Genomic DNA, 23,241 nt, shown 5'->3' with positions numbered 1-23,241 from the left:
CAAGGAAAAGCCGCAATTGCTGCTGCCGCGGCGATAAGTCTTGCGCGCATTGCGCACAGGGCGCTATGGCACTTTCTGCGAACAGACCAATTCCGTGCAATATGCCGCGGAGCAGACCGCCAAGGACCAGAAGGCCATGACGACCGACCCGTTGGACATCCACTCCCTGCCCGGCCACCTGATCCGCCGGCTGCACCAGATTTCGGTCGGCCAGTTCATGGACCATATGGCGGCAGAAGGCGTCGATCTTACGCCGGTGCAATTCTCTGCCATGGCCGCAATCCACCGCCATCCCGGCATCGACCAGGCGTCGGTTGCGGGCCTGATCGCCTATGACCGCGCCACTCTGGGCAAGGTGGTGGACCGGCTGGTGGACAAGGGGCTGGTGCAGCGATGCGTGTCCAAGGCCGACCGCCGTGCCCGCGAGGTCAGCCTGACCCGCGACGGCACGGCGCTTCTGGAGCATATCCTGCCTATCGTGCGGGCCTCCCAGCCCGGCATCCTGACCGGGCTCACCGAGGCGGAACAGGAAGTCTTTGTGGCGCTGCTGCAAAAGGCGACGCTGGCAGGCAATGACCTCAGCCGCGCACCGCAGCGCGACCTGCCCGCCCGCCACGCCGCCGAGTAGCGCTCAGATCAGCTGCCCGCGCGGGGTATCCTCCTCCCCGAAGGGTTCGATCAGCTCCGGCCCCTCAGCCCGGTTGGAGTTCACCGCCGGATCAACCCGGTGGAAATCCAGCACGCCCTCTTCCCCCGGCTGCATCAGCCGGGCGGCGCCATGGCCCTCCTCGCCCAGCCATTTGCCCCAATTTTCCGCCTCCAGGATCAGCGGCATCCGATGGTGGATAGGTGAAAGCCCTTCGTTAGCGGCGGTGGTGACAATTGCGCAGGTCTTGACCGGATCATCAGCCCCCCAGCTCTGCCAGACCGCAGCAAAGGCAATGGGGGCCGTGTCGCTGCGATGGATGTACCAGGGCAACCGGGCGCCCTCCTCCGATTTGGTCCACTCATAAAACCCGCTGGCCGGGATCAGGCAGCGCCGCTCGCGAGCCGCAGCGGCAAAGGCGGGCTTTTCCGCAATCGTCTCCGCCCGCGCATTGATCAGCAGCGGACCGGCGCTCTCGCTCTTGTACCAATGCGGCAGAAATCCCCAGCGCATGGACACCAGCTGCCGTCCTGCATCTCCCGCCTGCACCACATGCACCGGATTTGTCGGGCAGACGTTGTAATTGGGCACTATGGGCAAATCATTTGCCGGCTGTGCCGCAAACAGCTGCGCCATTGCATCCGTGGGCAGGGTTATGGCAAATCGTCCGCACATGCTGATTTCTAACCCAGCCCGCGGCGCGTTTGCAAAACCTTCCGCGGCGCAGGATTTTCAGCTGCCCTGACAGGATGATAGATAGGCCTCATGACTCTTCAGAACGATCTCCAGTCCGCCCTGGGCTTTCTCAACCAGGGTAAGTTCAAACAGGCGCTGAAACAGTCCAAGGGCGGCATGAAGCGGCACAAGAGCCACCCCGATTTCCCCAATATCGCCGGCATCTCCCTGTCCGGCCTGGGCAAGCACCGCGATGCTGTCCCCTATTTCAAGAAGGCGCTGGCGCTGGCCCCCGGCTTTCACGACGCCCGCAAAAACCTGGCGCAGACTCTGTTGTTTATGCAGCAGGGCGAACCGGCGATGAAACTGCTGGAACGGGTGCTGAAGGACCAGCCCGGCGATCAGGCCGCACTCTACCTGCAGGCGCAGGCGCATCTGGTGATGAACAACGCAGAGGCCGCAATTGAGGCCGCCACCGCCGCGCTGGCCCGTGACCCTCGCCAGCCGCRGMWKCYGCGGCTGCGCGCGACGGCCTGGAACACGCTCGGCGATGAAAAGGCCACGCTGGCGGATTACCAGGCCGCGCTCAAGGTGAACCCCAACGATGCCGACGCGCTGCAGAACGCCAGCCTTCTGCTGGCCCGCCTGATGCGCCAGGACGAGGCCACCGAGGCCGCCCAGAAGGCCGTCGCCGTGGCCCCCCAGAACGTGGAGGCCCGCCGCCGCCTGGCCAGCCAGCTTATTTCCAACGGCGAAAGCGATGCCGCGCGCGAGCAGTGCCTGGCGCTGATGGAGCTGGACCCCAAGGACACCCAGGTGCTGGAGATGCTGGCCCGCATCAGCAGCCGCGACCAGAACGCAGAGCTGCTGCCCATCGCGCAAAAGGCGCTGAAAGCTGCCGCGCCGCGTTCGCTGGACCGTGCGAACGTCAGCTTTGCGCTCGCCCGGATCGCCGATCAGGCGGGCGACAAGGAAGCATTTGCCGCCCACAATGACGAAGCCAACGCCTGTATGGCCGCCCAGACCCCCTATGACTACGAGGAAAGCGAGCGCCAGTTCACTCGCATCATGGCGGCCTTCCCGGATCAGATCACCCCGGCAGAGACCGCAGCAGACGGCCCGCGCCCGATCTATGTGGTGGGGATGCCCCGCTCCGGCACCACCCTGACGGAAACCGTGATCGGCCTCCACCCCGACGTGTTCCCCTTGGGCGAGCGCGGCGTGCCGGCCTTCCTGCTGCACCCCTTTATCGAAAGGGATCAGGACTTCACGCCCGAGGCCGCCCGCAATTTCGTGGCAGAGGACATCAGCCGCCTGCCGGAAATGCCCGAAGGCACCGCGGTCTATGTCGACAAGATGCCCGACAACTACCGCCTGCTGGGCCACCTTGGCACCGCTTACCCGGATGCACGGTTTGTTCATCTTTGCCGCGACCCGCGCGATGTGGCGCTGTCGATCTGGCGCGGCTATTTCTCCGGCAGCTCGCTCACCTACGCTTACGACCTCAAGGCGATGGCGCACCGCATCAACCTCTATGGCCGGCTGATGCAGCACTGGCGGCAGGTGATGCCGGGGCGAATCCATGACCTGCGCTATGAAAGCTTCGTTGCCGATATCGAGGGCGAAAGCCGCAAGCTGGCCGCGTTCTGCGGGCTGGACTGGGTCGAGGATATGGCCCACCCGGAACGCCACGAGGGCCAGGTGCTGACACTGTCGAACACCCAGGTCCGCCAGACAGCGCACACGCGCTCAATCGGCAAATGGGAAAAATACGCCGATGTCCTTGCGCCCTTCATCGACGGGTTGGACCCGGAAATCTGGCCGGAAATCAAAGATTAACAGAAGTTACTTCGTGTAAGCCTTGCGCGCGATTTCGATCCGCGCGTCCATCATCGACATCTCTTTCAGGATCTCCTGCCGGCGGCTGCGGTCGCCGGCCTCGCGCAGCTCCGCCCGCAGCCGCTGCAGCTCTCGCGACAGGCTGACGAATTCCGGCACCCCGCCGCTCTCGCGCACCAGCCGGTTGACCAGCTCATTCTCCGGGTCGTCGCAGTCCGGCAGCGGCTTGCCTGCGCCCGCCAGATTGTCAAAGGCGCCGTCCTTCTCGGCGGCTTCGATGCGGGCATTGATGAGGTCGATCAGCGGGTGGTCCATGGCATCATTCTGCCATGGCCGCGCGGCAGGCGAAAGTCCCCGCCAGCCCGTTAACGAAGGGCCGGCGAAGGTTAAGGATGCCTAAAGATAATGCGGCAGCCCTCCTGTCCGAATGTTTCGCGCGCGAAACATTCGGACAGGTTCGGACCTAAATGCCACAGCCTATTTCACCTGCGAAATGCGCCCGTCGGTATAGGGCGTATAGGGGCCTTGCGCAGCAAGGTATTCCGCCAGCACATCCGCCAAGTCGGGTCCGAAATCATAGGCGTTCTTGTCGTCGCCCTCGAACATCGCATAGCCGTCACCGCCATTGCGGACATAGTCATTGGTAACCACCACATAGATCTTGGCCGGATCAACCGGCACAAACCCATCGCCTTCTGCCACCATCACCTCGGTGACACGGCCTTCGTTCGGCGCGGCGGAGCTGTCCCAGCTGAATTTCAGCCCGGCCACCTGCGGGAAGCGGCCCTTGATGTCCTCCACCTGGCTGACGCCGTTTTCCAGCGCCTCAACCAGCGTCTTGCCGTCTATCTGGAACGTCGAGAGCGTGTTCTGGAACGGCAAGATGGTCAGCACCTCGCCCATGGTGACATCTCCCGCATCCAGGCTGGCGCGGATACCGCCGGAGTTGGCAATGGCGATGGTAACGCCCTGATCCTTGACCCGGTCCAGCATCGCATCAGCCACCAGATTGCCCATCGGGCACTCCTGCACACGGCACACATCGCGGCTGCCTTCGATGGGTTCCGCGGCCTCTGCCACCACCTTGTTTCGGATCTCATCCAGCGGCTGCGCGAGTTCCGCGATCCGGTCGAGGGTCGCCGCATCCTCGCTGACTGCGGCATCCATGATAAGCGGCTCGCCGCTGGTGCTCACAACATTGCCCGCATCGTCAAACGTCACGTTCAGCTCGCCCAGGAACTTGCCATAGGCATAAGCCTGCACGATCTGCACCCCGTTCACCACGGTCGGATAAGGCCCCGCGGCCTTCTCGGAAGTGTTGGAAAGGTAAGTGTTTGAATGCCCGCCGACGATCACGTCCACCCCGGTGGTCTCTGCCGCCACGCGCTGATCAACGCCATAGCCGGAGTGGCTGAGCACCACGATCTTATTCACGCCCTCGGCGGTCAGCCTGTCCACCTCCGCCTGCACCGCCGCCACGGGATCGGAGAAATGCACGTTCTTGCCGGGGCTTGCCAGCTCATGCGTATCCTCCGGCGTCAGCCCGATCAGGCCGATTTTCTCACCGCCCCGCTCGATCACCGTGGATTTCTTCAGCACATCCGCCAGCACCGGTTCCTCTGACACATCCACATTCGACATCAGCACCGGAAAACCCACCGCATCCATGAAGCCGCGCAGCACCTCCGGCCCGTCGTCGAACTCATGGTTGCCGACGGTCATCCCGTCATATCCCAGCTTGGTCATGAACTCCGCCGCGGCCTTGCCCTTGTAGTAGGTATAGAACAGCGAGCCCTGAAACTGGTCGCCGCCGTCTACCAGGATCGAGTTCTCCGCCCGCCCCCGCGCGTCCGCGATAGCCGTCACCAGCCGCGCGGTGCCGCCGAAACACTTGCCCTCGGCCTGGTCCTCTGCGTCGCAGGTGCTGTCGTATTTGTTGATCGGCTCAAACCGCGAATGAAAGTCGTTGGTGTGCAGGATGGTCAGCTTGTACTCCGCCGCCGCGGTGCCGGCGGTCAGGGCCAGGGCCGCAACCGATGTGAGAATCCGTGCAATCATGAGGAGCGCTCCCGTTGTTCTGTTTTAAGAGGAGCCTGCGCCCAAACCCCGCGCCCGTCAAAGGGGAAAAGCCGCCACGCTGCCTCCCCTTGCGTCAGCTTGGCCGGCGACCAGCGCCCCAATCCCCCTTGATTCCTCCGTAAACGCAGGGCATCAGGCGCTTATGCTGATTTATAAGATTTTCCGGGCGGACGAATGGGCCGCGCTGCAAGCCGCGGGCGCGACGCCGGGCGCGCCGATTGATGTTGCGGACGGCTACGTCCATTTCTCCACCGCCACCCAGGCGGCGGAAACCGCAGCCAAGCATTTTGCCGGTGCCGAGGGGCTGACCCTCCTGGCCTGCAACGCCGATGCGATGGGTGATGACCTGAAGTGGGAAGTCTCCCGCGGCGGCGCCGAGTTTCCGCATCTCTACCGCAATATCCGCATGTCGGATGTGGTCTGGACCAAGCCGCTGCCGCTGGTGGAGGGCGTGCATCAGTTCCCGGAGGAGATGGCATGAAGCTGACCGAAAAGCTGGCCCTTGCCGCCATGCAACGGATCGACCCGGAGGCAGCGCACGGGCTGTCGGTGAAGGCACTGACGATGGGACTAGTCCCAGCTCCCGGCCCGGTCACCACTGCCCGGCTCAAGACCACGCTGGCCGGCGTTGATCTGCCGAACCCGGTTGGTCTGGCGGCTGGCTATGATAAGAACGCCGAGGCGCTGGCGCCGCTTTCGAAATCCGGTTTCGGCTTTATCGAGGTTGGCGCGGCAACGCCCCGCCCGCAGCCCGGCAACCCCAAGCCGCGCCTGTTCCGCCTGACCGAGGACAAGGCGGCAATCAACCGCTTCGGCTTCAACAACGAGGGCATGGAGGCGATCGGCGCCCGGCTGGCGCAGCGCCCGCGCGATGCGGTCATCGGATTGAACCTCGGCGCCAACAAGGACAGCGAGGACCGCGCCGCGGATTTCGCCAAAGTGCTGGCGCATTGCGGTGCGCATCTGGATTTTGCCACCGTCAACGTGTCCTCGCCCAACACCGAGAAACTGCGCGACCTGCAAGGCAAGGCGGCGCTGACGGCGCTGCTGGCAGGCGTGATTGAAACCCGCGAGGGACTCAGCCGCCGGGTACCAGTGTTCCTGAAAATCGCCCCGGATCTGGACCGCGCAGGCATCGAGGACATTGCCGCCGTGGCGCTGGAAAGTGGAATCGACGCGGTGATTGCCACCAACACCACCCTGTCGCGCGATGGGCTGAGGAGCGCTCACAAGGATGAGGCCGGCGGGCTGTCCGGCGCGCCGCTGTTTGAAAAATCCACCCGCGTTCTGGCGCAGCTGTCGGAGCTTCTGGACGGCCAAGTGCCGCTTGTCGGCGTCGGCGGCATCTGCACCGCGGAACAGGCCTATGCCAAGATCTGTGCCGGGGCTACTGCCGTGCAGTTCTACACCGCGATGGTCTATGGCGGGCTGTCGCTGGCTGGGGACATTGCCCGCGGGCTGGATGATCTGCTGGCGCGGGACGGGTTTGAGAATGTCGCGCAAGCGGTTGGAACCAAACGGAAGGATTGGCTGTGATCACCTATTGGCATTACCCGAAATGCTCGAAATCCCGCGCGGGCCTTGCGCTGATCGAAGATCGCGGCGCAGAGGTTCAGACCCGCGCTTATCTGGAAGATGCGCCCTCGGTTGAGGAACTGAAGGCTGTTCAGGCCGCGCTTGGTGTCTCTGCTGTTGAGATGATGCGCACCGGCGAGAAAGTGTTCAAGGAGCTGGGCCTTTCCAAGGACAGCGCCGAGGAAGAACTGCTGGCGGCGATGGCCGCGCATCCGATCTTGATCGAACGCCCGATTGCCATCAAGGACGGCAAAGCGGTCATCGGCCGACCGACCGAGGCAATCGAAACCCTGCTCTGACTGTTTCCCGGCGCGGGAAACGGCCAATAGTCCTGCAAGGAATATTGGGGGGCGAAGCACCGGTTTTCCGCGCCGGAAAACAGGCCGGAATTCTCGCAGAATTCCGGCTGTCTCAGACGCCCACCTGCGCCTCCAGCCGCGGGTAGCGCAGCCCCAGCGTAACCCCGCGGGCGATGTTCAGGACGATCAGCGCAGCCCATAGCCCGTGATTGCCAAAAGCCGGCACCAGAACCAGCAGCGCCGCTACGTAGATGGCAACCGATTGCAGCATCGCCCACCGCATGTCGCGGGTCCAGGTGGCACCGATATAGATCCCGTCGAACATGTAGCTGGCAACGCTCAGGACCGGCAGCACCGCGGCCCAGACCAGGAACACCCGGCCAGCTTCGCGCACCTCCGGCGACGTTGACATCAGGTCAATCAGCCATGGCCCGCCAACAGCAAAGGCGATGCCCAGCAGCACCGCACCGCCCAGGCCCCATTGCGAGGTGATCACCGACGCCCGGCGCACCCGGTCCCGCGCCTTGGCGCCGACCGCGCCGCCCACCAGCGCCTCAGCCGAGAAGGCAAAGCCGTCCAGCGCAAAGGCGGTGATCTCGACAAATTGCAGCAGGATCTGATTGGCGGCCAGGTTCACATCGCCGATGCCGGAGCCGATGAACAGGAAGGTGGTGAAGGAACCGGTGAGAAGCACCGAACGCACCATGATGTCGCCGTTCACTTGCATCATCCGCTTGAGCCGCGCAGGGTCGAACACCCGCCCCCAGTCGCGCCACTGGTCGCCGGCAAAGGCATCGCGGCAGAGGAACAGCCCCAGCCCCAGCCCGCTCCATTCCGCAATCAGCGTGGCGATGGCGACGCCCTCCACACCCCAGCCGAGGCCCAGCACGAACCACAGGTCCAGAACGATATTGAGCCCGTTCATCCAGACCTGCAGCAGGAATACGCCGCGGGTGCGCTCCACCGCGATCAGCCAGCCGGTGACCGCATAAAGCGCAATGGTGGCGGGCGCGCCCCAGATGCGGATCTGCAGGTAATCGCGGGCCAGGCTTTCAACTTCTGCGCTGGCGGGTGCCAGTGCGAAGGCGCCCCAGAAAACGGCGCCTTGCGCGATGATAAAGACGGCTCCGGCAGCAAAGGCCAGCAGCAGCCCGCGCATCAGCAGGGCGCCGGTTTCCCCCCAGTCCCCGGCACCGCGCGCCTGCGCGGCCAAACCTGTGGTGCCCATACGCAGGAAGCCGAAGATCCAGTAGATCGTTGCCAGAATCACCGCACCGATGCCCACCGCACCAATCGGCGCGGCCTCGCCCATCTGGCCGACAACGCCGGTATCGACGGCGCCCAGAATGGGAACCGTTGCGTTTGACAGCACAATCGGCAATGCGATGCTGAGCACCCGTTTGTGGGTAATCTCCGTGTTCGCGCTGGTCATCCGGTCAGCCTTCGCTGTTATTGTCCTGCGGCATCAGGAAATGGCCGGTGGCCTGGGCAAACAGCTTATCCTTGTGATCCTGCCAGGCCTCCACATGCACCGAGGCATAGCGGCGGCCGGAGCGGTTCACCCGCGCCCGCGCATAGGCATCACGCGGCAGGCCGGAGCGCAGGTAGTCGACGGTAAAGTCGATGGTCTTGGGCTGGCGCGGCAGGTTGCCCTTGGCCATTTCCGCCGGGTCCAGGTCACCGTTTTCGATGCGCTGCCACAGGTGCGACCAGTTGAGCGTGATCATCGCGGTGATTTCCAGAAACGCCGCCGTCACCCCGCCGTGGATCGCAGGCAGGAAAGGGTTGCCGATCAGCTTGTCATCGAAATTCAGCACCGCCGTCAGCTCATCACCGCGGCGTTCAAAGGTCACGTTCAGGAAGCGGATATAGGGCACCGAATCCACCAGCGCCGACAGGGCTGCATCGCGGCGCTGCTTCACCACCTGGATCGGTTCGGGACGGGGGCGGCTCAAAACTTCTTCTCCACGGTAAAGGCTCCGGAGGCAGTTGCGACGGGGCGGTCCGTGTCCTCGTCCATTGCCACGGCGCGGACAAAGGCTACGGTGCGGGTGATGTGGTGGCATGTGGCGCGGGTGGTGATCGCCTGCCCCGGCGTTGCCGGACGCATATAGTCGATGCGCAGGTCGATTGTGGCGGTGCCGCCGGGGGCGGACGGGTGGCTCATCACCGCTGCGCCGCAGCATGTGTCCATCAGGGCTGAAACCGCGCCGCCGTGAATGACGCCGGTGGCCGGGTCGCCGATCAGCTTCTCGTCGTAGGCCATGCGGATCTCGGCAGTGCCGTCGCCGATCTCTGTCAGCTTCATTCCCAATTGCTTGGCGTGCGGAATCGCTTCGATGAACTGGCGCGCGAGGTCGGTCTTGTCGGCCATGGGAGTGTCCTTTGAATTCTCTGCCCCATCTTTGGCCCTGCCCCGGCAAAAGAGCAAGTGTGCCGCCGCGGAGGTTGCACTGTTCGCTGCAAGTGCATAGGTTCCCGGCAAGGGAGACGACGGATGACCGACAAAAGATTGTCATTCAAGGAAATGTGCGCCGAGTTCGAGGTCACGCCGCGGACGCTGCGCTACTATGAATACATCGAATTGCTGCAGCCGGACCGCGAAGGCCGGTCGCGGTTTTATGGCGCGCGGGAACGCGCCCGGATGAAGCTGATCCTGCGCGGGCGAAAGTTCGGCTTTCAGCTGGAAGAGATCCGCCAGTGGCTGCTGATCTATGAGAACGAAGGCAATGACGCCCAGAACCATGCGTTCATGGAAATGGCCGACCGCCAGCTAGTCGAGCTGGAAAAGCAGCGCGAGCAGATCAATGAGGCGATTGAAGAGCTGAGCGAGCTGCGCGAAAGCACACGGGCGCTGCTGAAATAGGCCCAGCACATCTTTCCGGAAGTCTGAACCCCGCCCCGTGGCGGGGTTTTTCTTTTGCAGATTCCGCCGCCGGATTCGCTCGGTTCCAGGCCATATACGCCGTCAGAACTCGCCTGCAGACAGCGAGCCACCCGGTAACGTTACGTCACTTTATGTGCGTTTTGCGAACCCGTAACACTCCGAAAAGTGACGCAACGTACAACTTACGTAAACGTAAAGTCAGTCTTGATCGAAATCCGAACTGCGCCCAGCTTGGGCCTGCACCAAGCCGTAAGAGTGACGATGATGACCGAAGAAACCATGACCATCCGCGAGATGTGCGAGGCCTTTGACGTGACGCCCCGCACGCTCCGGTTCTACGAAGCCAAGGAACTGCTGTTCCCGATCCGCGACGGCCAGAAGCGGCTGTTCACCAAACGCGACCGCGCCCGGCTGAAGCTGATCCTGCGCGGCAAGCGGTTCGGGTTCAGCTTGGAGGAAATCCGCCAGCTGCTGGAGCTGTACCACGTCGGCGACCAGCAGGTGACCCAGCTCACCAAGACCTATGAGGTCGCGCGTGACCGGCTCGCCGATATGGAGCGCCAGCGCGAGGAGCTGACCGAGGCAATCGAGGACCTGAAGGACCAGCTGGCCTGGGGCGAGAAGATGATCGCCTCGATGAAGGCCAAGCAGGAGGCTGCCCAATAAGCAGCCGCCCCGCCCTTTCCCGCCGGCCTGTCCGGCATTGACCACGATCACCAAGACCCTGAAGAGGACCGCAATGCCTTCCTATCGAGCCCCCGCCAAAGACGCCCAGTTCATCCTGCACGACGTGCTGAAGGTCTCCGGCCAGGACATCCCCGGATACAATGAACTGGAACCGGATTTCACCGGCGCCGTGCTGGAAGAGGCAGGAAAGATCGCCAGCGAAGTGCTGCACCCGCTGAACACGGTGGGCGACCAGGAGGGCTGCCGGCTGGAAAACGGCGTGGTCTACACACCGAAGGGGTTCCTGGAAGCCTTTGAGCAGGTGAAGGAAGGCGGCTGGACCGGGCTGGACATGCCGGAAGAATTCGGCGGCCAGAACATGCCCTATGTGATGGGCACAGCAGTGGGCGAGTTTTTCTCTGCCGCCAACCAGGCCTTTACAATGTACCAGGGCCTGACCCATGGCGCGGCCTCCGCGATCCTGGCGCATGGCACGGAAGAGCAGAAAGCAACCTATCTGCCCAATATGATCAGCTGCCAGTGGACCGGCACCATGAACCTGACCGAGCCGCACTGCGGCACCGATCTGGGCCTGATGCGCACCAAGGCGGAACCGCAGGGCGACGGCAGCTTCAAAATTTCCGGGCAGAAGATCTTCATCTCCTCCGGCGATCACGACATGGCAGAGAACATCGTGCACCTGGTGCTGGCCAAGATCCCCGGCGGCCCCGAGGGCATCAAGGGCGTCAGCCTGTTCATCGTGCCCAAGTTCCTGGTGAACGAGGATGGTTCTGTGGGTGAGCGCAACGGCGTCTCGGTCGGCAAGATCGAGGAGAAGATGGGCATCCACGGCAACTCCACATGCGTGATGAACTATGACGGCGCGACCGGCTGGCTGCTGGGCGAAGAGCACAAGGGCATGCGCGCCATGTTCACCATGATGAACGAGGCCCGCCTGGGTGTCGGCATGCAGGGTCTGGCGCAGGCCGAGGCCGCCTATCAGAACGCATTGGAATACGCCAAGGACCGGCTGCAGGGCCGTGACGTGACCGGCGTCAAGAACCCGGACGGACCGGCGGACCCGCTGATCGTTCACCCGGACATCCGGCGCTCGCTAATGGACCAGAAAAGCTTTGCCGAGGGCGCGCGCGCGTTCCTGCTGTGGGGCGCTACCCTGATCGACCAGGCGCACCGCGCCGGTGACAAGGATGCGGACGGGCTGATCTCGCTGATGACGCCGGTGATCAAGGGCTTCCTGACCGACCAGGGCTATGACATGACCGTGCAGGCGCAGCAGGTTTATGGCGGCCATGGCTACATCGAGGAATGGGGCATGTCGCAATACACCCGCGACGCCCGCATCGCGATGATCTACGAGGGCGCCAACGGCGTGCAGGCGCTGGACCTGGTGGGCCGCAAGCTGGGCCAGCACGGCGGCAAATACGTCCTGGCTTTCTTTGATATGGTCAAGACCTTCTGCCAGGAAAACAAAGAGATTTCAGGGGCTTTCACCAAGGACTTCATCAAGCCCTTGCAGGCGGCCTCCAAGGATCTGCAGGCGGCTGGCATGTTCTTCATGCAAAGCGGCATGAAGAACCCGAACCACGCGCTGGCGGGCTCTTATGACTTCATGCATCTGTTCGGGCAGGTCTGCCTGGGCCTGATGTGGGCGCGGATGGGCAAGGCGGCGCAGGAAGCGCTTGACGCCGGGGCCGATGACGCGGCGTTCTATGAGACGAAACTCGCAACCGGCCGGTATTACATGGCACGGCGGCTGCCCGCGACCAAGCTGCACCTGGCGCGCATCGAAAGCGGTGCGGACACGGTGATGGCGCTTGACGCGGACGCCTTCTGATGCCCGCGGGCGTCCCTTCCCGGGGCGCCCTGTTCAGCCCCGGCCGGCGCCTTGACACGCAAAGGACCACAAGATGCCAAAACGTTTCCGCCTGACCCGCCGCCTGCCGATCGCAATGACGGAGGACGGATACCGCAGGCTGAAGAGGTTCGCCCAGGAGGCGGGGCTGGACGAAGGCGAAGCGCTGTCATTCCTGTTCGAGAATTTCGACAGCGTGACGGACTACGAGAATCTGAGCCACCGGCTGCGGCTGTTCAACGCCGAGCTGGAGGCGCGAAAGCGCTAGAAAAGCGCAGCAAAGGGAGAGAGATGACCGAGACGCACTCCGCATGGATGACGGAAGAGCACCAAATGCTTGGGGAGATGACGGCCCAGTTCATCAGCAATGAATGGGCCCCCAAGTTCGAGACCTGGCGCAAGCAGGGCCTGATGGACCGGGAGACCTGGACCCAGGCCGGCGAACTGGGCCTTCTCCTGCCCTCGATCCCCGAGGAATACGGCGGCGCCGGCGGCGATTTCGGCCATGAGGCGGTGATCCTGATGGAGGGCAGCCGCGCCAACCTGGCCAGCTGGGGCCATGGCATCCATTCCGGCATCGTCGGCCATTACATCCTGGCCTACGGCACTGAGGAGCAGAAAGCGCGCTGGCTGCCGAAGATGGTCAGCGGCGAACTGGTTGGCGCGCTGGCGATGACGGAGCCCTCCACCGGCTCCGACGTGCAGGCGATCAAGACCAAGGCTGTAAGGGATGGCAACGCCTACCGGCTGTCGGGGCAGAAGACCTTCATCACCAACGGCCAGCACGCCAACCTGATCCTCGTGGCGGCCAAGACCGATCCCTCTCAGGGCGCCAAAGGCGTGTCGCTGGTGGCGGTGGAAACCGACGGTGCAGAAGGGTTTTCCCGCGGCCGCAACCTCGACAAGATCGGCTGCCACGCGGCGGATACGTCTGAGCTGTTCTTCAGCGATGTGGAAATCCCGCCGGAGAACATCCTGGGCGGAGTCGAAGGCCAGGGCTTCTATCAGATGATGCAGCAACTGCCGCAGGAGCGGCTGATCATCGCCTGCGGCGCGGTCGGCGCGATGGAGGGCGCGGTGGAGCGCACCGTCGCCTATTGCAAAGAGCGCGAAGCCTTTGGCGGGCCGCTGACGCAGTTCCAGAACACCCGCTTCAAATTGGCGGAATGCCTGACCAAGACCAAGGTCGCGCGCGCGTTCCTGGACGAATGCATCAGTGAGCATCTGCAGGGCAAGCTGACCGTCGAGAAGGCCGCAATGGCCAAGTATTGGATCACCGACACGCAAGGAGAAGTGCTGGACGAATGCCTGCAGCTGCATGGCGGCTACGGCTACATGCAGGAATACGCTGTGGGCGAGACGTGGGCCGACGCACGAGTGCAGCGGATCTATGGCGGTACCAATGAGATCATGAAGGAACTGATTGCGCGGTCCCTGTAGGCGCTGGGGCCGCGGCGGCGTAGCTGGAAGCGGATGATGGATTTTGAGTATTTGGAGAAAGATGAAGGAGCAGGAAAACCCCTGCCCCCAGGCCTTCGCCAAATGGGCAGGGACGTCTTCACCTTTCACGGCCATCAGCTCTCCAGCCTTTACCGCAAGCCCAAGGTAGCGAACGGAGCGATGAGGCGGGTTAATGCCCCATCATCTTTCCAAAATACTCCACGGGGGTGCGGGGTTGAGAAACCCCCGCTCCGCCATCCGAAACAGGGAGCAACAGATGACACTCAAACTGCATTGCTTTGGCGAAAGCGGAAATTCTTACAAGGCTGCGCTGGCGCTGGAACTGTCGGGGCTGGACTGGGAGCCGGTTTTTGTCGACTTTTTCGGCGGCGCGGCCCGCACGCCGGAGTTCCGGGAGTTTTCCGCCATGGCCGAGGCGCCCGTTCTGGTGGACGGCGATCTGACGCTCAGCCAGTCGGGGGCGATCCAGCAGTATATCACTGACAAGACCGGAAAGTTCGGGGGCCGCCCCGAGGAAAAATACGAAGTGCTGCGCTGGGTGCTGTGGGACAATCACAAGATGTCCAGCCAGGCCGGGATGACCCGCTTTCTGATCAACTTCCTGCCGGAGCAGCACCGGTCGCAAGAGGTGATCAACTTCATGCAAGGCCGCCTCAAGGCCGCCTATACCACGCTGGAACACCATCTGGAGGGCCGCGAGTGGATTGTTGGCGACAGCCTCACCAATGCCGACATCAGCTGCTGCAGCTACCTCTACTACCCGGAGCCCTTCGGCTTTGACCGGGCCGAATGGCCGCGAATCGACGCCTGGCTGGACCGCATCAGCGCCCTGCCCGGCTGGAAACACCCCTATGACTTGATGCCCGGCAACCCGTCGGACCGGGCCTGAGGAGAGCACAATGACAGACGCATATATCTATGACGCGCTGCGCACCCCGCGCGGCAAGGGACGCAAGGACGGCTCCTTGCATGAGGTGACTTCGGTCCGCCTGTCTGCCCTGACGCTGAACGCGATCAAGGAGCGCAACAACCTTGAAGGCCACGCGGTCGAGGACGTGATCTGGGGCAACGTGACCCAGGTGATGGAACAGGGCGGCTGCCTGGCGCGCTCTGCCGTGCTGGCCTCCGATCTGGACGAGCGCATTCCGGGGCTGGCGATCAACCGCTTCTGCGCCTCCGGCATGGAAGCGGTGAACCTGGCGGCGAACCAGGTGAAGGGCGGCGCGGGCGATGCCTATATCGCGGGCGGCGTCGAGATGATGGGCCGGGTGGCCATGGGCAGCGACGGCGCGGCGATTGCGGTGGATCCTTCGCTGGCGATGGAGACCTATTTCGTGCCGCAGGGCATTTCGGCCGATATTATCGCAACTGAGTATGGCTTTACCCGCGATCAGGCAGACGCACTGGCAATGGAGAGCCAGCGCCGTGCCGCCAAAGCCTGGGAGGAGAAGCGGTTTGGCAAATCGGTGATCACCGTCACCGACCAGAACGGCCTGCCGATCCTGGCCCATGATGAATACATGCGCCCCGGAACCGACATGCAGGCGCTGGGGGCGCTGAACCCCGCCTTCCAGATGATGGGCGAGCAGATGCCGGGCTTTGATAAGGTGGCGATGCTGAAATACCCGCATCTGGAGCGGATCAACCATATCCACCATGCGGGCAACTCCTCTGGCATCGTGGATGGAGCTGCGGCGCTCTTGATCGGCAACAAGGAGTTTGGTGAGCGTCACGGCCTGAAGCCGCGCGCGCGTATCAAGGCCACCGCCAAGATCGGCACCGATCCGACCATCATGCTGACCGGTCCGGTGCCGGTGACGGAGAAGATCCTGGCCGACAACGGCATGACCATCGGCGACCTGGACCTGTTCGAGGTAAACGAGGCCTTTGCATCCGTCGTGCTGCGCTTCCAGCAGGCGTTTGACGTCGATCCGGAACTGGTGAACGTCAACGGCGGCTCCATCGCCATGGGCCACCCGCTCGGCGCCACCGGGGCGATCATCATCGGCACCCTGCTGGATGAGCTGGAGCGGCAGGACAAGGAATGCGGCCTCGCCACCCTGTGCATCGCATCGGGCATGGGTGCCGCCACCATCATCGAGCGCGTCTGATGCCGAAGCTGGACCTATCCCAACTGCCCTGGCGCACCGGATCGGGCTATCCCGGCAATCTGGCTGAGGCCTGTGCGGGCCGCAGCGTGCAGCCGCTGGGCGATCCCGGCGGAATTACCCAGTTCGGCGTCAACATCGTGCGGCTGGAGCCCGGCGCGGCCTCCTCCCTGCGCCATTACCACATGGAGCAGGACGAGTTCCTGATGGTGACCGAGGGCATCTGCACCCTGATCGACGATCAGGGCGCGCATGAGATGATGCCGGGCGACTGCGCCGCCTTTCCGGCGGGCGAGGCGAACGGCCACCATCTGGTGAACCGTTCGGACAAGCCTGCCGCCTTTCTGGTGGTGGGCACCCGCACCCCGACAGAGACCGGCTATTACAGCGATTTGGACATGATGGTGAAATTCGCAAGGAGCGAGTTCACATTCACCCGCAAGGACGGCAGCCCGCTGACGGCTGACCAGACCGGAGAAGACACATGAGCGATTTCAAATACGACGTGGACGCAGACGGCGTCGCAATCATCACCTGGGACGCCGAGGGCAAGTCCATGAACGTCCTCACCCGCGAGGCCTTTGGCCTGGTGGAGGAATATGTGGACCGGGCGCTGGAGGACGAGGCCGTCAAGGGCATCGTGATCACCAGCGGCAAGAAGGACTTTGCCGGCGGCATGGACCTCAATGTGCTGGCGACCATCCGCGAGGAATCCGGCGAGAACCCGGCTCAGGGGTTGTTCGATTTCACCATGGGCGGTCACCGCATCCTGCGCAAGCTGGAGCTGGCAGGCATGGACCCCAAGACCAAGAAGGGCGGCAAGCCGGTGGCCTGCGCGATCAACGGCACCTGCGCCGGCATCGGCACCGAGATTGCGCTGGCCTGCCATCACCGGGTGATGACCTCCAATCCCAAGGCCAAGATTGGCCTGCCGGAGATCATGATCGGCATCTTCCCCGGCGGCGGCGGCACCACGCGGTACTCCCGCATGGTGGGCGCAATGGCGGCGGCCCCTGTCCTGCTGGAAGGCAAGATGATGGACCCGAAGAAGGCCAAGGGCGCCCAGCTGATCGACGCCGTGGCCGATGATGCGCTGGCTGCGGCCAAGGAGTGGGTGCTGAACGCCAAGGACGGTGATCTGGTCAAGCCCTGGGACGCCAAGGGCTACAAGATGCCCGGCGGCGCCCCCTATCACCCCGCGGGCTTCATGACCTTTGTCGGCGCCTCCGCCATGGTGCATGGCAAGACCCAGGGCGCCTTCCCGGCGGCCAAGGCGCTGCTCTCGTCGATCTATGAAGGCGCGCTGGTTGATTTCGACACCGCGCTGAAGATCGAGGCGCGCTGGTTCACCAATGTGCTGATGAACCCGTCGTCCTCTGCCATGATCCGCAGCCTGTTCCTGAACAAGCAGGCGCTGGAAAAAGGAGCGGTGCGGCCCAAGGATGTGCCGGACCAGTCCGTCAAGAAGATCGGCGTGCTGGGCGCGGGCATGATGGGTGCAGGCATTGCGCTGGTGTCCGCCCAGGCCGGCATGGAGGTTGTTCTGATCGACCGCGACCAGGACTCCGCCGACAAGGGCAAGGCCTATTCCGCCGCCTATATGGACAAGGGCATCAAGCGCGGCAAGGCAACCGAGGAGAAGAAAGAGGCGCTGCTGGCGCAGATCACCGCCACCCCGGACCTGGACGCGCTGAAGGGCTGCGACCTGATCATCGAGGCGGTGTTCGAGGATCCGGGCGTCAAGGCCGAGATGACCCAAAAGGTCGAGGCGATTATTTCCGAAGACTGCATCTTTGCCTCCAACACCTCCACCCTGCCGATCACCGAGCTGGCCAAGGCCTCCAGCCGTCCGGAGCAGTTCATCGGCATCCACTTCTTCTCACCTGTTGAGAAGATGTTCCTGGTGGAGATCATCAAGGGCAAGGAGACCGGCGACCGCGCGGTGGCCAAGGCGCTGGATTACGTGCGCCAGATCCGCAAGACGCCGATCGTGGTCAACGACGCGCGCTTCTTCTACGCCAACCGCTGCATCCTGCCCTACATCAACGAGGGCCTGCGCATGATCACCGAGGGCGTCAGCCCGGTGCTGATCGACAACGCCGCGCGCCAGCTGGGCTTCCCGGTCGGGCCGGTGCAGCTGACCGACGAGACCTCGATTGATCTGGGTGCCAAGATCGCCCGCGCCACCAAGGCGGCAATGGGCGCTGCTTACCCGGAGAGCCCGGCAGATGACCTGATCTTCTGGATGGAAGAACTGGGCCGTCTGGGCCGCAAGTCGAACGCGGGCTTCTTTGACTATGACGACAAAGGCAAGCGCGTCGAATACTGGAAAGGCCTGCAGGAGAAATATCCGCTGGCGGCTGAACAGCCCGACCTGATCGAGGTGCAGGAGCGGCTGATGTTCGCGCAGGTGCTGGAAGCGGTGCGGGCGCTGGAGGAAGGCGTGCTGATGGACATCCGCGAGGGCGACGTCGGTGCCATCCTGGCCTGGGGCTTTGCGCCGTGGTCGGGCGGGCCGCTCAGCTGGCTGGACATCCTGGGCACGCCTTACGCGGCAGAGCGCTGCGACAGCCTGACCGAACAGTTCGGCGAGCGTTTCGCCTGCCCGGCGCTGCTGCGCGAGATGGCGGAAAAGGGCCAGAGCTTCTACACCCGCTTTGCACCGGAAAGTTCCGCAGCGGCCTGAAGACAAGTATAAAACGAGAAAGGCCGGCGCCCCTGCGCCGGCCTTTTTTCTTTCAGGTCAGGAGGCTGGAGGCCGGAGCTTACATCCGGACCTCGGGCTGCGCCGCACCGGCAGCGGCGCCTGCGGGCCAGTATTCTTCCTCTGCCATCATAGACAGCACCAGGCCGCGCGCCTCGTCCGGGTTCAGCACGCGGTAGGCGCCTTGCTCTTCGAACAGGCGGCCGCACATCAGGTTCACAGGGGCCGCCGAGTAGCCCAGCATCCCGGCTTCCAGATAGATCACCTGGTCCTCCGCGAATCGCGGCATCACCAGTTCCAGCTGGGCGCCGGGGTGCATGCGGCGGATACCGCGGTAGCCCTCCAGTGTGCAGGCCGGAACGATGGCAAAGGGATCGCCCTGGGCGTCCTCCACCAGTTCGCTTTCCAGAAGCACGCCTTGATCCGGCATCAGCCACATCGGCACCCGGTTCATCAGCGCATCGCGCGGCACAAACAGCGGGCAGCGGGCGGGTTCCAGATCACCCTCCGCCGGGATCATAACCTCGCGCTGCAGCTCCACTACGGTTTGCATGCCATGATCGAAAGTCAGAACCTTGTCACCGGGCGTCAGCGCCTCCACCGGGCGCCAGCCCAGGTTGGAAGCCACATGGGTGCCTGCCAGAAAACCGCCCTGGCCCGCCGGGACCAGGGGAAAGCCGCTGTTCATGACCCCGCCTGCCGGGGTGCTGGTGCGTTTCAGAAGCCAATCCAGCATCCGCTTTCCTTTCCTGCAGGCCTGACGGGAATCCCGCCGGCCGGACCGATTTTTTTCCTTGATCCTTGCCACTTATGGGACGGAACTAAGGCAAAAACCGGACATTGTTCACGTTACCGCGCCAATCTGCCGAACCTGTTCCGGATTACCCCCGGTCCGGAGGCATTCAGCGCGTTTCACGCTATCTGAATAGGATAGAATCGTTAAAAGAGTATTCAAATTGCGCGATATCCTGCGTGCAGGCGCCGGCCACTGCTTCGGCCGTTGTATCGTCGTAGTAACTGCGCCAGTCCCGCTGGCGGCCGCTCTCGTTCACCAGAGGCAGCTCTAACGAGAACCCAAGGTGATCAAACAGCGGCTGCGCGTCAGTCTGAAAGTTCTCCAGCCGGATATACAGCTGGCATTGCTCCGTCCCGTCCGCATGGCGCATGTAGGAAGACGCCGGACTGCTGCGGAAGGCCGCGATGATCTCCGGGTGCTGCACAAAGGCGCGGAACTCCAGGGTTTTCGCCAACCCGACGGCCGGATGCGCAAAGCTCTGTTCCCGCAGCCAGTGGTAATAGCTGACCGCGCGGTCCCAGGGATTGCGCACCAGGGTGAAGGCAAACATACCGCGCAGAGTGTCCTTTGGGACCAGACCTTCGATATCGGCCAGGGTGGAGTGCTTCCACAGCCTCCCGTGCGTTTCGGTGTCCTTCAGACGGCGGCGGCGCTTCAGCGCTTTCGGCGTATCGCCCAGCATCATGTCATCCGCCATCGCCCGTGCCTCCAGCGCCAGCGCCAAGGCGGTGCCGCCGGTCTTGGGGATGTGAATGAAAACGTAGCGGCGGCCTTGGCTCAGGATCATGGGCCGACCCTAGGATATTGATCTGCGCAAGGAAACGATGGAATTACGCCTGCCATTGAGCGCCTCGCCGGCCCATTCACCTTTGCGTAAATACTCCGGGGTGAATTGGCCCCTCGGGGCCAAGAGGGGCAGCGCCCCTGCCCGCTACCTCGAGCGCAGCGCGATTGTGGTGCCTGCCGTGATGATCAGTGCGATTCCCAGCATCTGCCAGATATTCAGCGCCTGCCCCCAATAGGCCCAAGCCACACCCGGCCCGACAATCATCACCGAATACTCAAACACCGCGACATAAGACGCCTCACCCAGCTGGTAGGCCTTGGTGATCAGGAAGACGCCGCCCACCGCTGCGCAGCCCTGCAGCAGGATCAAGTGCGAGATTTCCCACAGCGGCCAGACCCACCCGCGAACGGCAAAACCATCCGCACCGGTCGGCACATCCTGCGGCCAGATCTCCAGCCCGGCCAGCAGCATCGCCCCCAGCATGCCCTGCACCAGCAGGTAGATGAACAGCATCGCCACCGTGCTTTCGCCCTGGCAGTAAAGCCCGGTGGCCAAGGAACCGAGCGCATAGAACAGGCCGCCCGCCACCGGCACCATAATCAGCCAGTTGAACGCGGCTGTGTCCGGCTGCAGCACCATCAGGACGCCGGCAAAGCCGCCCAGAACCGCGCCGACCCGGATCCAGCCGATCCGCATTTTCAGGAACAGAACGGAAATCACCACGATCAGGATCGGCGAGGTGAACAGCCCCGCCAGCGCCTGGGCGATCGGCATCAGCGCCACGGCGGTGAAATAGAACACCATCGACACCGCGACCAGCACCGCGCGCAGCAGTACGGCCCCGAAATTGCGGCAGCGCAGCCCGCCCAGCCCTGCGCGCGCCATCAGCCACAGGAACGGCAGTGCGACAAATGTGCGCAACAGGTAGAACTGGCCCAGCCCGATGTTCTCCGCCATCAGCGGCACGGCGTTGTCGGTGATGCCGATAATCAGCATGGCAGCCAGCATCGCCTGCGCGGCTGCGGTCTGGCTGGTGCCCGGGGCGGAGAGTGCGGCTGTTTGTTTCATACCCTTCCCATTGCCCGCAACTTTCCGCAATATCTGTCCTCTAAGCGACACCAAAGTGATTCAGGGGAGGAAACTGATGGGGTGGATGGCGGATGAAACCGGTCTGGAGAAGACCGCCGCGAATTATGTGCCGCTGTCGCCGCTCAGCCATCTGCAGCGGGCGGTGCAGGTGTTTCCGGACCGTTTAGCGGTCAGCTATGGCAAGCACCGCAAGACTTATGCGGAGTATCATGAGCGCTGCACACGCCTGGCCTCCGGCCTTGTAAAGCTGGGGGTGAAGCCCGGCGATGTGGTGGCGACCCTGCTGCCGAACATCCCCGCCCAGGCAGAGGCGCATTTCGGTGTACCCGCCTGCGGCGCGGTGCTGAACACCATCAACACCCGGCTGGATGTGGGCACGGTAGCCTATATATTCGAGCATGGTGAAGCCAAGGCGGTGCTGGTCGATCCTCAGTTCATTGAGCTGGCGGAGGCCGCTGTCAAGGAGATGGACGGCCCTGCCCCGATCCTGATTGAAGCGGCCGACGACCAAGCCGGCTGGCACGCCACCGGCCGTCACATGGAATACGAGGCGCTGCTGACCAGCGGCGATCCGGAATTCCAGTGGATCATGCCTGAGGATGAATGGGAAAGCCTGGCGCTGAACTATACCTCCGGCACCACCGGGCGGCCCAAGGGCGTGGTCTATCACCATCGCGGCGCCTACCTGATGACCATGGGCACGGTGGTGTCCTGGCGGATGGTGCTGCACCCGGTCTACCTGACCATCGTGCCGCTGTTCCACTGCAACGGCTGGAACCACACCTGGATGATGCCGCTGGTTGGCGGCACCCTGGTCTGCTGCCGCGATATCACCGCGCAGAACATCTACAACGCCATCCATTACGAGGGCGTCACCCATTTCGGCGGCGCGCCGATCGTGCTGAACATGATCGTCAACGCGCTGGACGAGGAGCGCCGCACCTTTGACCACACGGTTGAAGTCTTCACCGCCGGTGCCCCGCCCGCCCCTGCGACACTGTCGAAGATCGAAAACCTCGGCTTCAACATCACCCATGTCTACGGGCTGACCGAAACCTTCGGCCATGTCACCGAATGCTATTGGAAGGCAGAGGACTGGGACGCGCTGGACAAGGCGAGCATCGCCGCCAAGAAATCGCGCCAGGGCGTCGCCATGCCGATGCTGGAGCCGGTGGTGGTGCGCGATAGCGAGCACAATGTGCTGCCGATGGACGGCCAGAGTCAGGGTGAGATCGCCCTGCGCGGCAATGTGGTGATGAAGGGTTACCTCAAGAACCCGGAGGCCACTGCCGAAGCGTTCAAGGGCGGTTACTTTAATTCGGGCGACCTGGCGGTGCAGCACCCGGACGGCTACATCCAGATCGCCGACCGGGCCAAGGACATCATTATCTCCGGCGGCGAGAATATTTCCTCGGTCGAGGTGGAGGGCGTGCTGATGGCGCATCCCGATGTGCTGCTGGCTGCAGTCGCCGCGATGCCGGATGAGAAATGGGGCGAGGTTCCTTGCGCCTTTGTCGAGCTGAAAGCCGGTGCCAAAGAGGACGCAGCGGCGCTGATCGCCTTCACCCGCGAGACGCTGGCAGGTTTCAAAGCGCCCAAGAAAGTGGTGTTCCAGGAGTTGCCCAAGACCTCCACCGGCAAGATTCAGAAGTTCGAACTGAGAAAAATCGCCAAGAACCTGTAACTTTTCACGGCGAAACTGCATCCGGGGGCGGCAAAGCAAATTGCCGCCCCTGTTTTATGTGATTATTCTGGCG

At 63.4% G+C, this 23,241-nt stretch carries 24 protein-coding genes; 15 read left to right on the top strand and 9 right to left on the bottom strand.

The window, feature by feature from the left end; translation table 11 throughout:
- Positions 1 to 40: 40 nt before the first annotated feature.
- The gene (locus A9D60_RS03840; protein WP_441295054.1) at positions 41 to 628 is read left to right on the top strand and encodes a MarR family winged helix-turn-helix transcriptional regulator; all 588 of its coding nucleotides are present in this window, start codon (positions 41 to 43) and stop codon (positions 626 to 628) included.
- 3 nt (positions 629 to 631) lie between these two features.
- Here A9D60_RS03840 and A9D60_RS03835 read toward each other — a convergent pair whose 3' ends face one another.
- Entirely contained in the window at positions 632 to 1,321 is a 690-nt protein-coding gene (locus tag A9D60_RS03835) for an SOS response-associated peptidase (protein WP_065266383.1), read from the bottom strand.
- A 90-nt stretch (positions 1,322 to 1,411) separates the two neighbouring features.
- On the opposite strand from A9D60_RS03835, the gene A9D60_RS03830 reads away from it, so the two are divergent.
- The gene (locus tag A9D60_RS03830; RefSeq protein ID WP_065266382.1) at positions 1,412 to 3,160 is read left to right on the top strand and encodes a tetratricopeptide repeat-containing sulfotransferase family protein; all 1,749 of its coding nucleotides are present in this window, start codon (positions 1,412 to 1,414) and stop codon (positions 3,158 to 3,160) included.
- 6 nt (positions 3,161 to 3,166) lie between these two features.
- Here A9D60_RS03830 and A9D60_RS03825 read toward each other — a convergent pair whose 3' ends face one another.
- On the bottom strand, positions 3,167 to 3,475 hold the full coding sequence (locus tag A9D60_RS03825; protein WP_065266381.1) for a J-domain-containing protein: 309 nt from the start codon (positions 3,473 to 3,475) through the stop codon (positions 3,167 to 3,169).
- Between the two features lie 162 nt (positions 3,476 to 3,637).
- Entirely contained in the window at positions 3,638 to 5,218 is a 1,581-nt protein-coding gene (locus A9D60_RS03820) for a bifunctional metallophosphatase/5'-nucleotidase (protein ID WP_065266380.1), read from the bottom strand.
- A 163-nt stretch (positions 5,219 to 5,381) separates the two neighbouring features.
- Here A9D60_RS03820 and A9D60_RS03815 point away from each other — a divergent pair, with 163 nt between their 5' ends.
- Genes A9D60_RS03815 through arsC form a run of 3 tightly spaced genes read left to right on the top strand, consistent with a single transcriptional unit; the run spans position 5,382 to position 7,113 of the window.
- A complete protein-coding gene (locus A9D60_RS03815; RefSeq protein ID WP_065266379.1) occupies positions 5,382 to 5,720 on the top strand; it encodes a DUF952 domain-containing protein in 339 nt (112 codons plus the stop codon).
- A complete protein-coding gene (locus A9D60_RS03810) occupies positions 5,717 to 6,775 on the top strand; it encodes a quinone-dependent dihydroorotate dehydrogenase (protein WP_065266378.1) in 1,059 nt (352 codons plus the stop codon). The genes A9D60_RS03815 and A9D60_RS03810 overlap by 4 nt, the downstream gene beginning before the upstream one ends.
- The gene (gene arsC / locus A9D60_RS03805; protein ID WP_065266453.1) at positions 6,772 to 7,113 is read left to right on the top strand and encodes an arsenate reductase (glutaredoxin); all 342 of its coding nucleotides are present in this window, start codon (positions 6,772 to 6,774) and stop codon (positions 7,111 to 7,113) included. The genes A9D60_RS03810 and arsC overlap by 4 nt, the downstream gene beginning before the upstream one ends.
- 112 nt (positions 7,114 to 7,225) lie before the next feature.
- Here arsC and A9D60_RS03800 read toward each other — a convergent pair whose 3' ends face one another.
- The 3 genes from A9D60_RS03800 to A9D60_RS03790 are packed head-to-tail and all read right to left on the bottom strand — an operon-like array spanning position 7,226 to position 9,487.
- Complete coding sequence (locus A9D60_RS03800) at positions 7,226 to 8,545, bottom strand: MATE family efflux transporter (protein ID WP_065266377.1); 1,320 nt, start codon at positions 8,543 to 8,545, stop codon at positions 7,226 to 7,228.
- A 4-nt stretch (positions 8,546 to 8,549) separates the two neighbouring features.
- Positions 8,550 to 9,068, bottom strand: a complete 519-nt coding sequence (locus A9D60_RS03795; RefSeq protein WP_065266376.1) for a PaaI family thioesterase — start codon at positions 9,066 to 9,068, stop codon at positions 8,550 to 8,552.
- A complete protein-coding gene (locus tag A9D60_RS03790) occupies positions 9,065 to 9,487 on the bottom strand; it encodes a PaaI family thioesterase (protein WP_019295800.1) in 423 nt (140 codons plus the stop codon). Before A9D60_RS03790 ends, A9D60_RS03795 begins: the two co-directional genes overlap by 4 nt.
- A 123-nt stretch (positions 9,488 to 9,610) precedes the next feature.
- Between A9D60_RS03790 and A9D60_RS03785 the strand changes: the two genes are divergently transcribed.
- The 9 genes from A9D60_RS03785 to A9D60_RS03745 all read left to right on the top strand — a co-directional run bounded on the left by A9D60_RS03785 (position 9,611) and on the right by A9D60_RS03745 (position 18,794).
- On the top strand, positions 9,611 to 9,979 hold the full coding sequence (locus A9D60_RS03785; RefSeq protein WP_065266375.1) for a MerR family transcriptional regulator: 369 nt from the start codon (positions 9,611 to 9,613) through the stop codon (positions 9,977 to 9,979).
- Between the two features lie 285 nt (positions 9,980 to 10,264).
- Positions 10,265 to 10,666 carry a MerR family transcriptional regulator gene (locus tag A9D60_RS03780; RefSeq protein ID WP_039170295.1) on the top strand — a complete coding sequence of 134 codons (402 nt, stop codon included), beginning with the start codon at positions 10,265 to 10,267 and terminating at the stop codon, positions 10,664 to 10,666.
- 73 nt (positions 10,667 to 10,739) lie between these two features.
- Complete coding sequence (locus A9D60_RS03775; protein WP_065266374.1) at positions 10,740 to 12,521, top strand: acyl-CoA dehydrogenase C-terminal domain-containing protein; 1,782 nt, start codon at positions 10,740 to 10,742, stop codon at positions 12,519 to 12,521.
- Between the two features lie 73 nt (positions 12,522 to 12,594).
- The gene (locus A9D60_RS03770) at positions 12,595 to 12,807 is read left to right on the top strand and encodes a hypothetical protein (RefSeq protein ID WP_065266373.1); all 213 of its coding nucleotides are present in this window, start codon (positions 12,595 to 12,597) and stop codon (positions 12,805 to 12,807) included.
- A 23-nt stretch (positions 12,808 to 12,830) separates the two neighbouring features.
- On the top strand, positions 12,831 to 13,979 hold the full coding sequence (locus tag A9D60_RS03765; RefSeq protein ID WP_065266372.1) for an acyl-CoA dehydrogenase family protein: 1,149 nt from the start codon (positions 12,831 to 12,833) through the stop codon (positions 13,977 to 13,979).
- 277 nt (positions 13,980 to 14,256) lie between these two features.
- The gene (locus A9D60_RS03760; RefSeq protein ID WP_065266371.1) at positions 14,257 to 14,889 is read left to right on the top strand and encodes a glutathione S-transferase family protein; all 633 of its coding nucleotides are present in this window, start codon (positions 14,257 to 14,259) and stop codon (positions 14,887 to 14,889) included.
- Positions 14,890 to 14,899: 10 nt separating this feature from the next.
- Positions 14,900 to 16,111 carry an acetyl-CoA C-acetyltransferase gene (locus A9D60_RS03755; RefSeq protein ID WP_065266370.1) on the top strand — a complete coding sequence of 404 codons (1,212 nt, stop codon included), beginning with the start codon at positions 14,900 to 14,902 and terminating at the stop codon, positions 16,109 to 16,111.
- The gene (locus tag A9D60_RS03750; RefSeq protein WP_065266369.1) at positions 16,111 to 16,596 is read left to right on the top strand and encodes a cupin domain-containing protein; all 486 of its coding nucleotides are present in this window, start codon (positions 16,111 to 16,113) and stop codon (positions 16,594 to 16,596) included. Before A9D60_RS03755 ends, A9D60_RS03750 begins: the two co-directional genes overlap by 1 nt.
- Positions 16,593 to 18,794 (top strand): 3-hydroxyacyl-CoA dehydrogenase NAD-binding domain-containing protein, encoded by a 2,202-nt coding sequence (locus A9D60_RS03745; RefSeq protein ID WP_065266368.1) that lies wholly within the window; start codon positions 16,593 to 16,595, stop codon positions 18,792 to 18,794. The genes A9D60_RS03750 and A9D60_RS03745 overlap by 4 nt, the downstream gene beginning before the upstream one ends.
- A gap of 79 nt (positions 18,795 to 18,873) precedes the next feature.
- Here the strand turns inward: A9D60_RS03745 and A9D60_RS03740 are convergent, their stop codons facing one another.
- From A9D60_RS03740 to A9D60_RS03730, 3 genes are all read right to left on the bottom strand, one after another.
- Positions 18,874 to 19,548, bottom strand: a complete 675-nt coding sequence (locus tag A9D60_RS03740; RefSeq protein WP_065266367.1) for a Hint domain-containing protein — start codon at positions 19,546 to 19,548, stop codon at positions 18,874 to 18,876.
- A gap of 181 nt (positions 19,549 to 19,729) precedes the next feature.
- Positions 19,730 to 20,395, bottom strand: a complete 666-nt coding sequence (locus A9D60_RS03735) for a sulfotransferase family 2 domain-containing protein (RefSeq protein WP_065266366.1) — start codon at positions 20,393 to 20,395, stop codon at positions 19,730 to 19,732.
- Positions 20,396 to 20,539: 144 nt separating this feature from the next.
- Positions 20,540 to 21,463 carry a DMT family transporter gene (locus A9D60_RS03730; protein ID WP_065266365.1) on the bottom strand — a complete coding sequence of 308 codons (924 nt, stop codon included), beginning with the start codon at positions 21,461 to 21,463 and terminating at the stop codon, positions 20,540 to 20,542.
- Positions 21,464 to 21,539: 76 nt separating this feature from the next.
- On the opposite strand from A9D60_RS03730, the gene A9D60_RS03725 reads away from it, so the two are divergent.
- Positions 21,540 to 23,168, top strand: a complete 1,629-nt coding sequence (locus tag A9D60_RS03725; protein WP_065266364.1) for an AMP-binding protein — start codon at positions 21,540 to 21,542, stop codon at positions 23,166 to 23,168.
- Positions 23,169 to 23,241 lie beyond the last annotated feature (73 nt).

The sequence above is a fragment of the Leisingera sp. JC1 genome (genome assembly GCF_001679925.1).
Lineage (GTDB): Bacteria > Pseudomonadota > Alphaproteobacteria > Rhodobacterales > Rhodobacteraceae > Leisingera.
The sequence above is the reverse complement of the archived record's forward strand: the minus strand, read 5'-3'. Positions and strand labels throughout refer to the sequence as shown.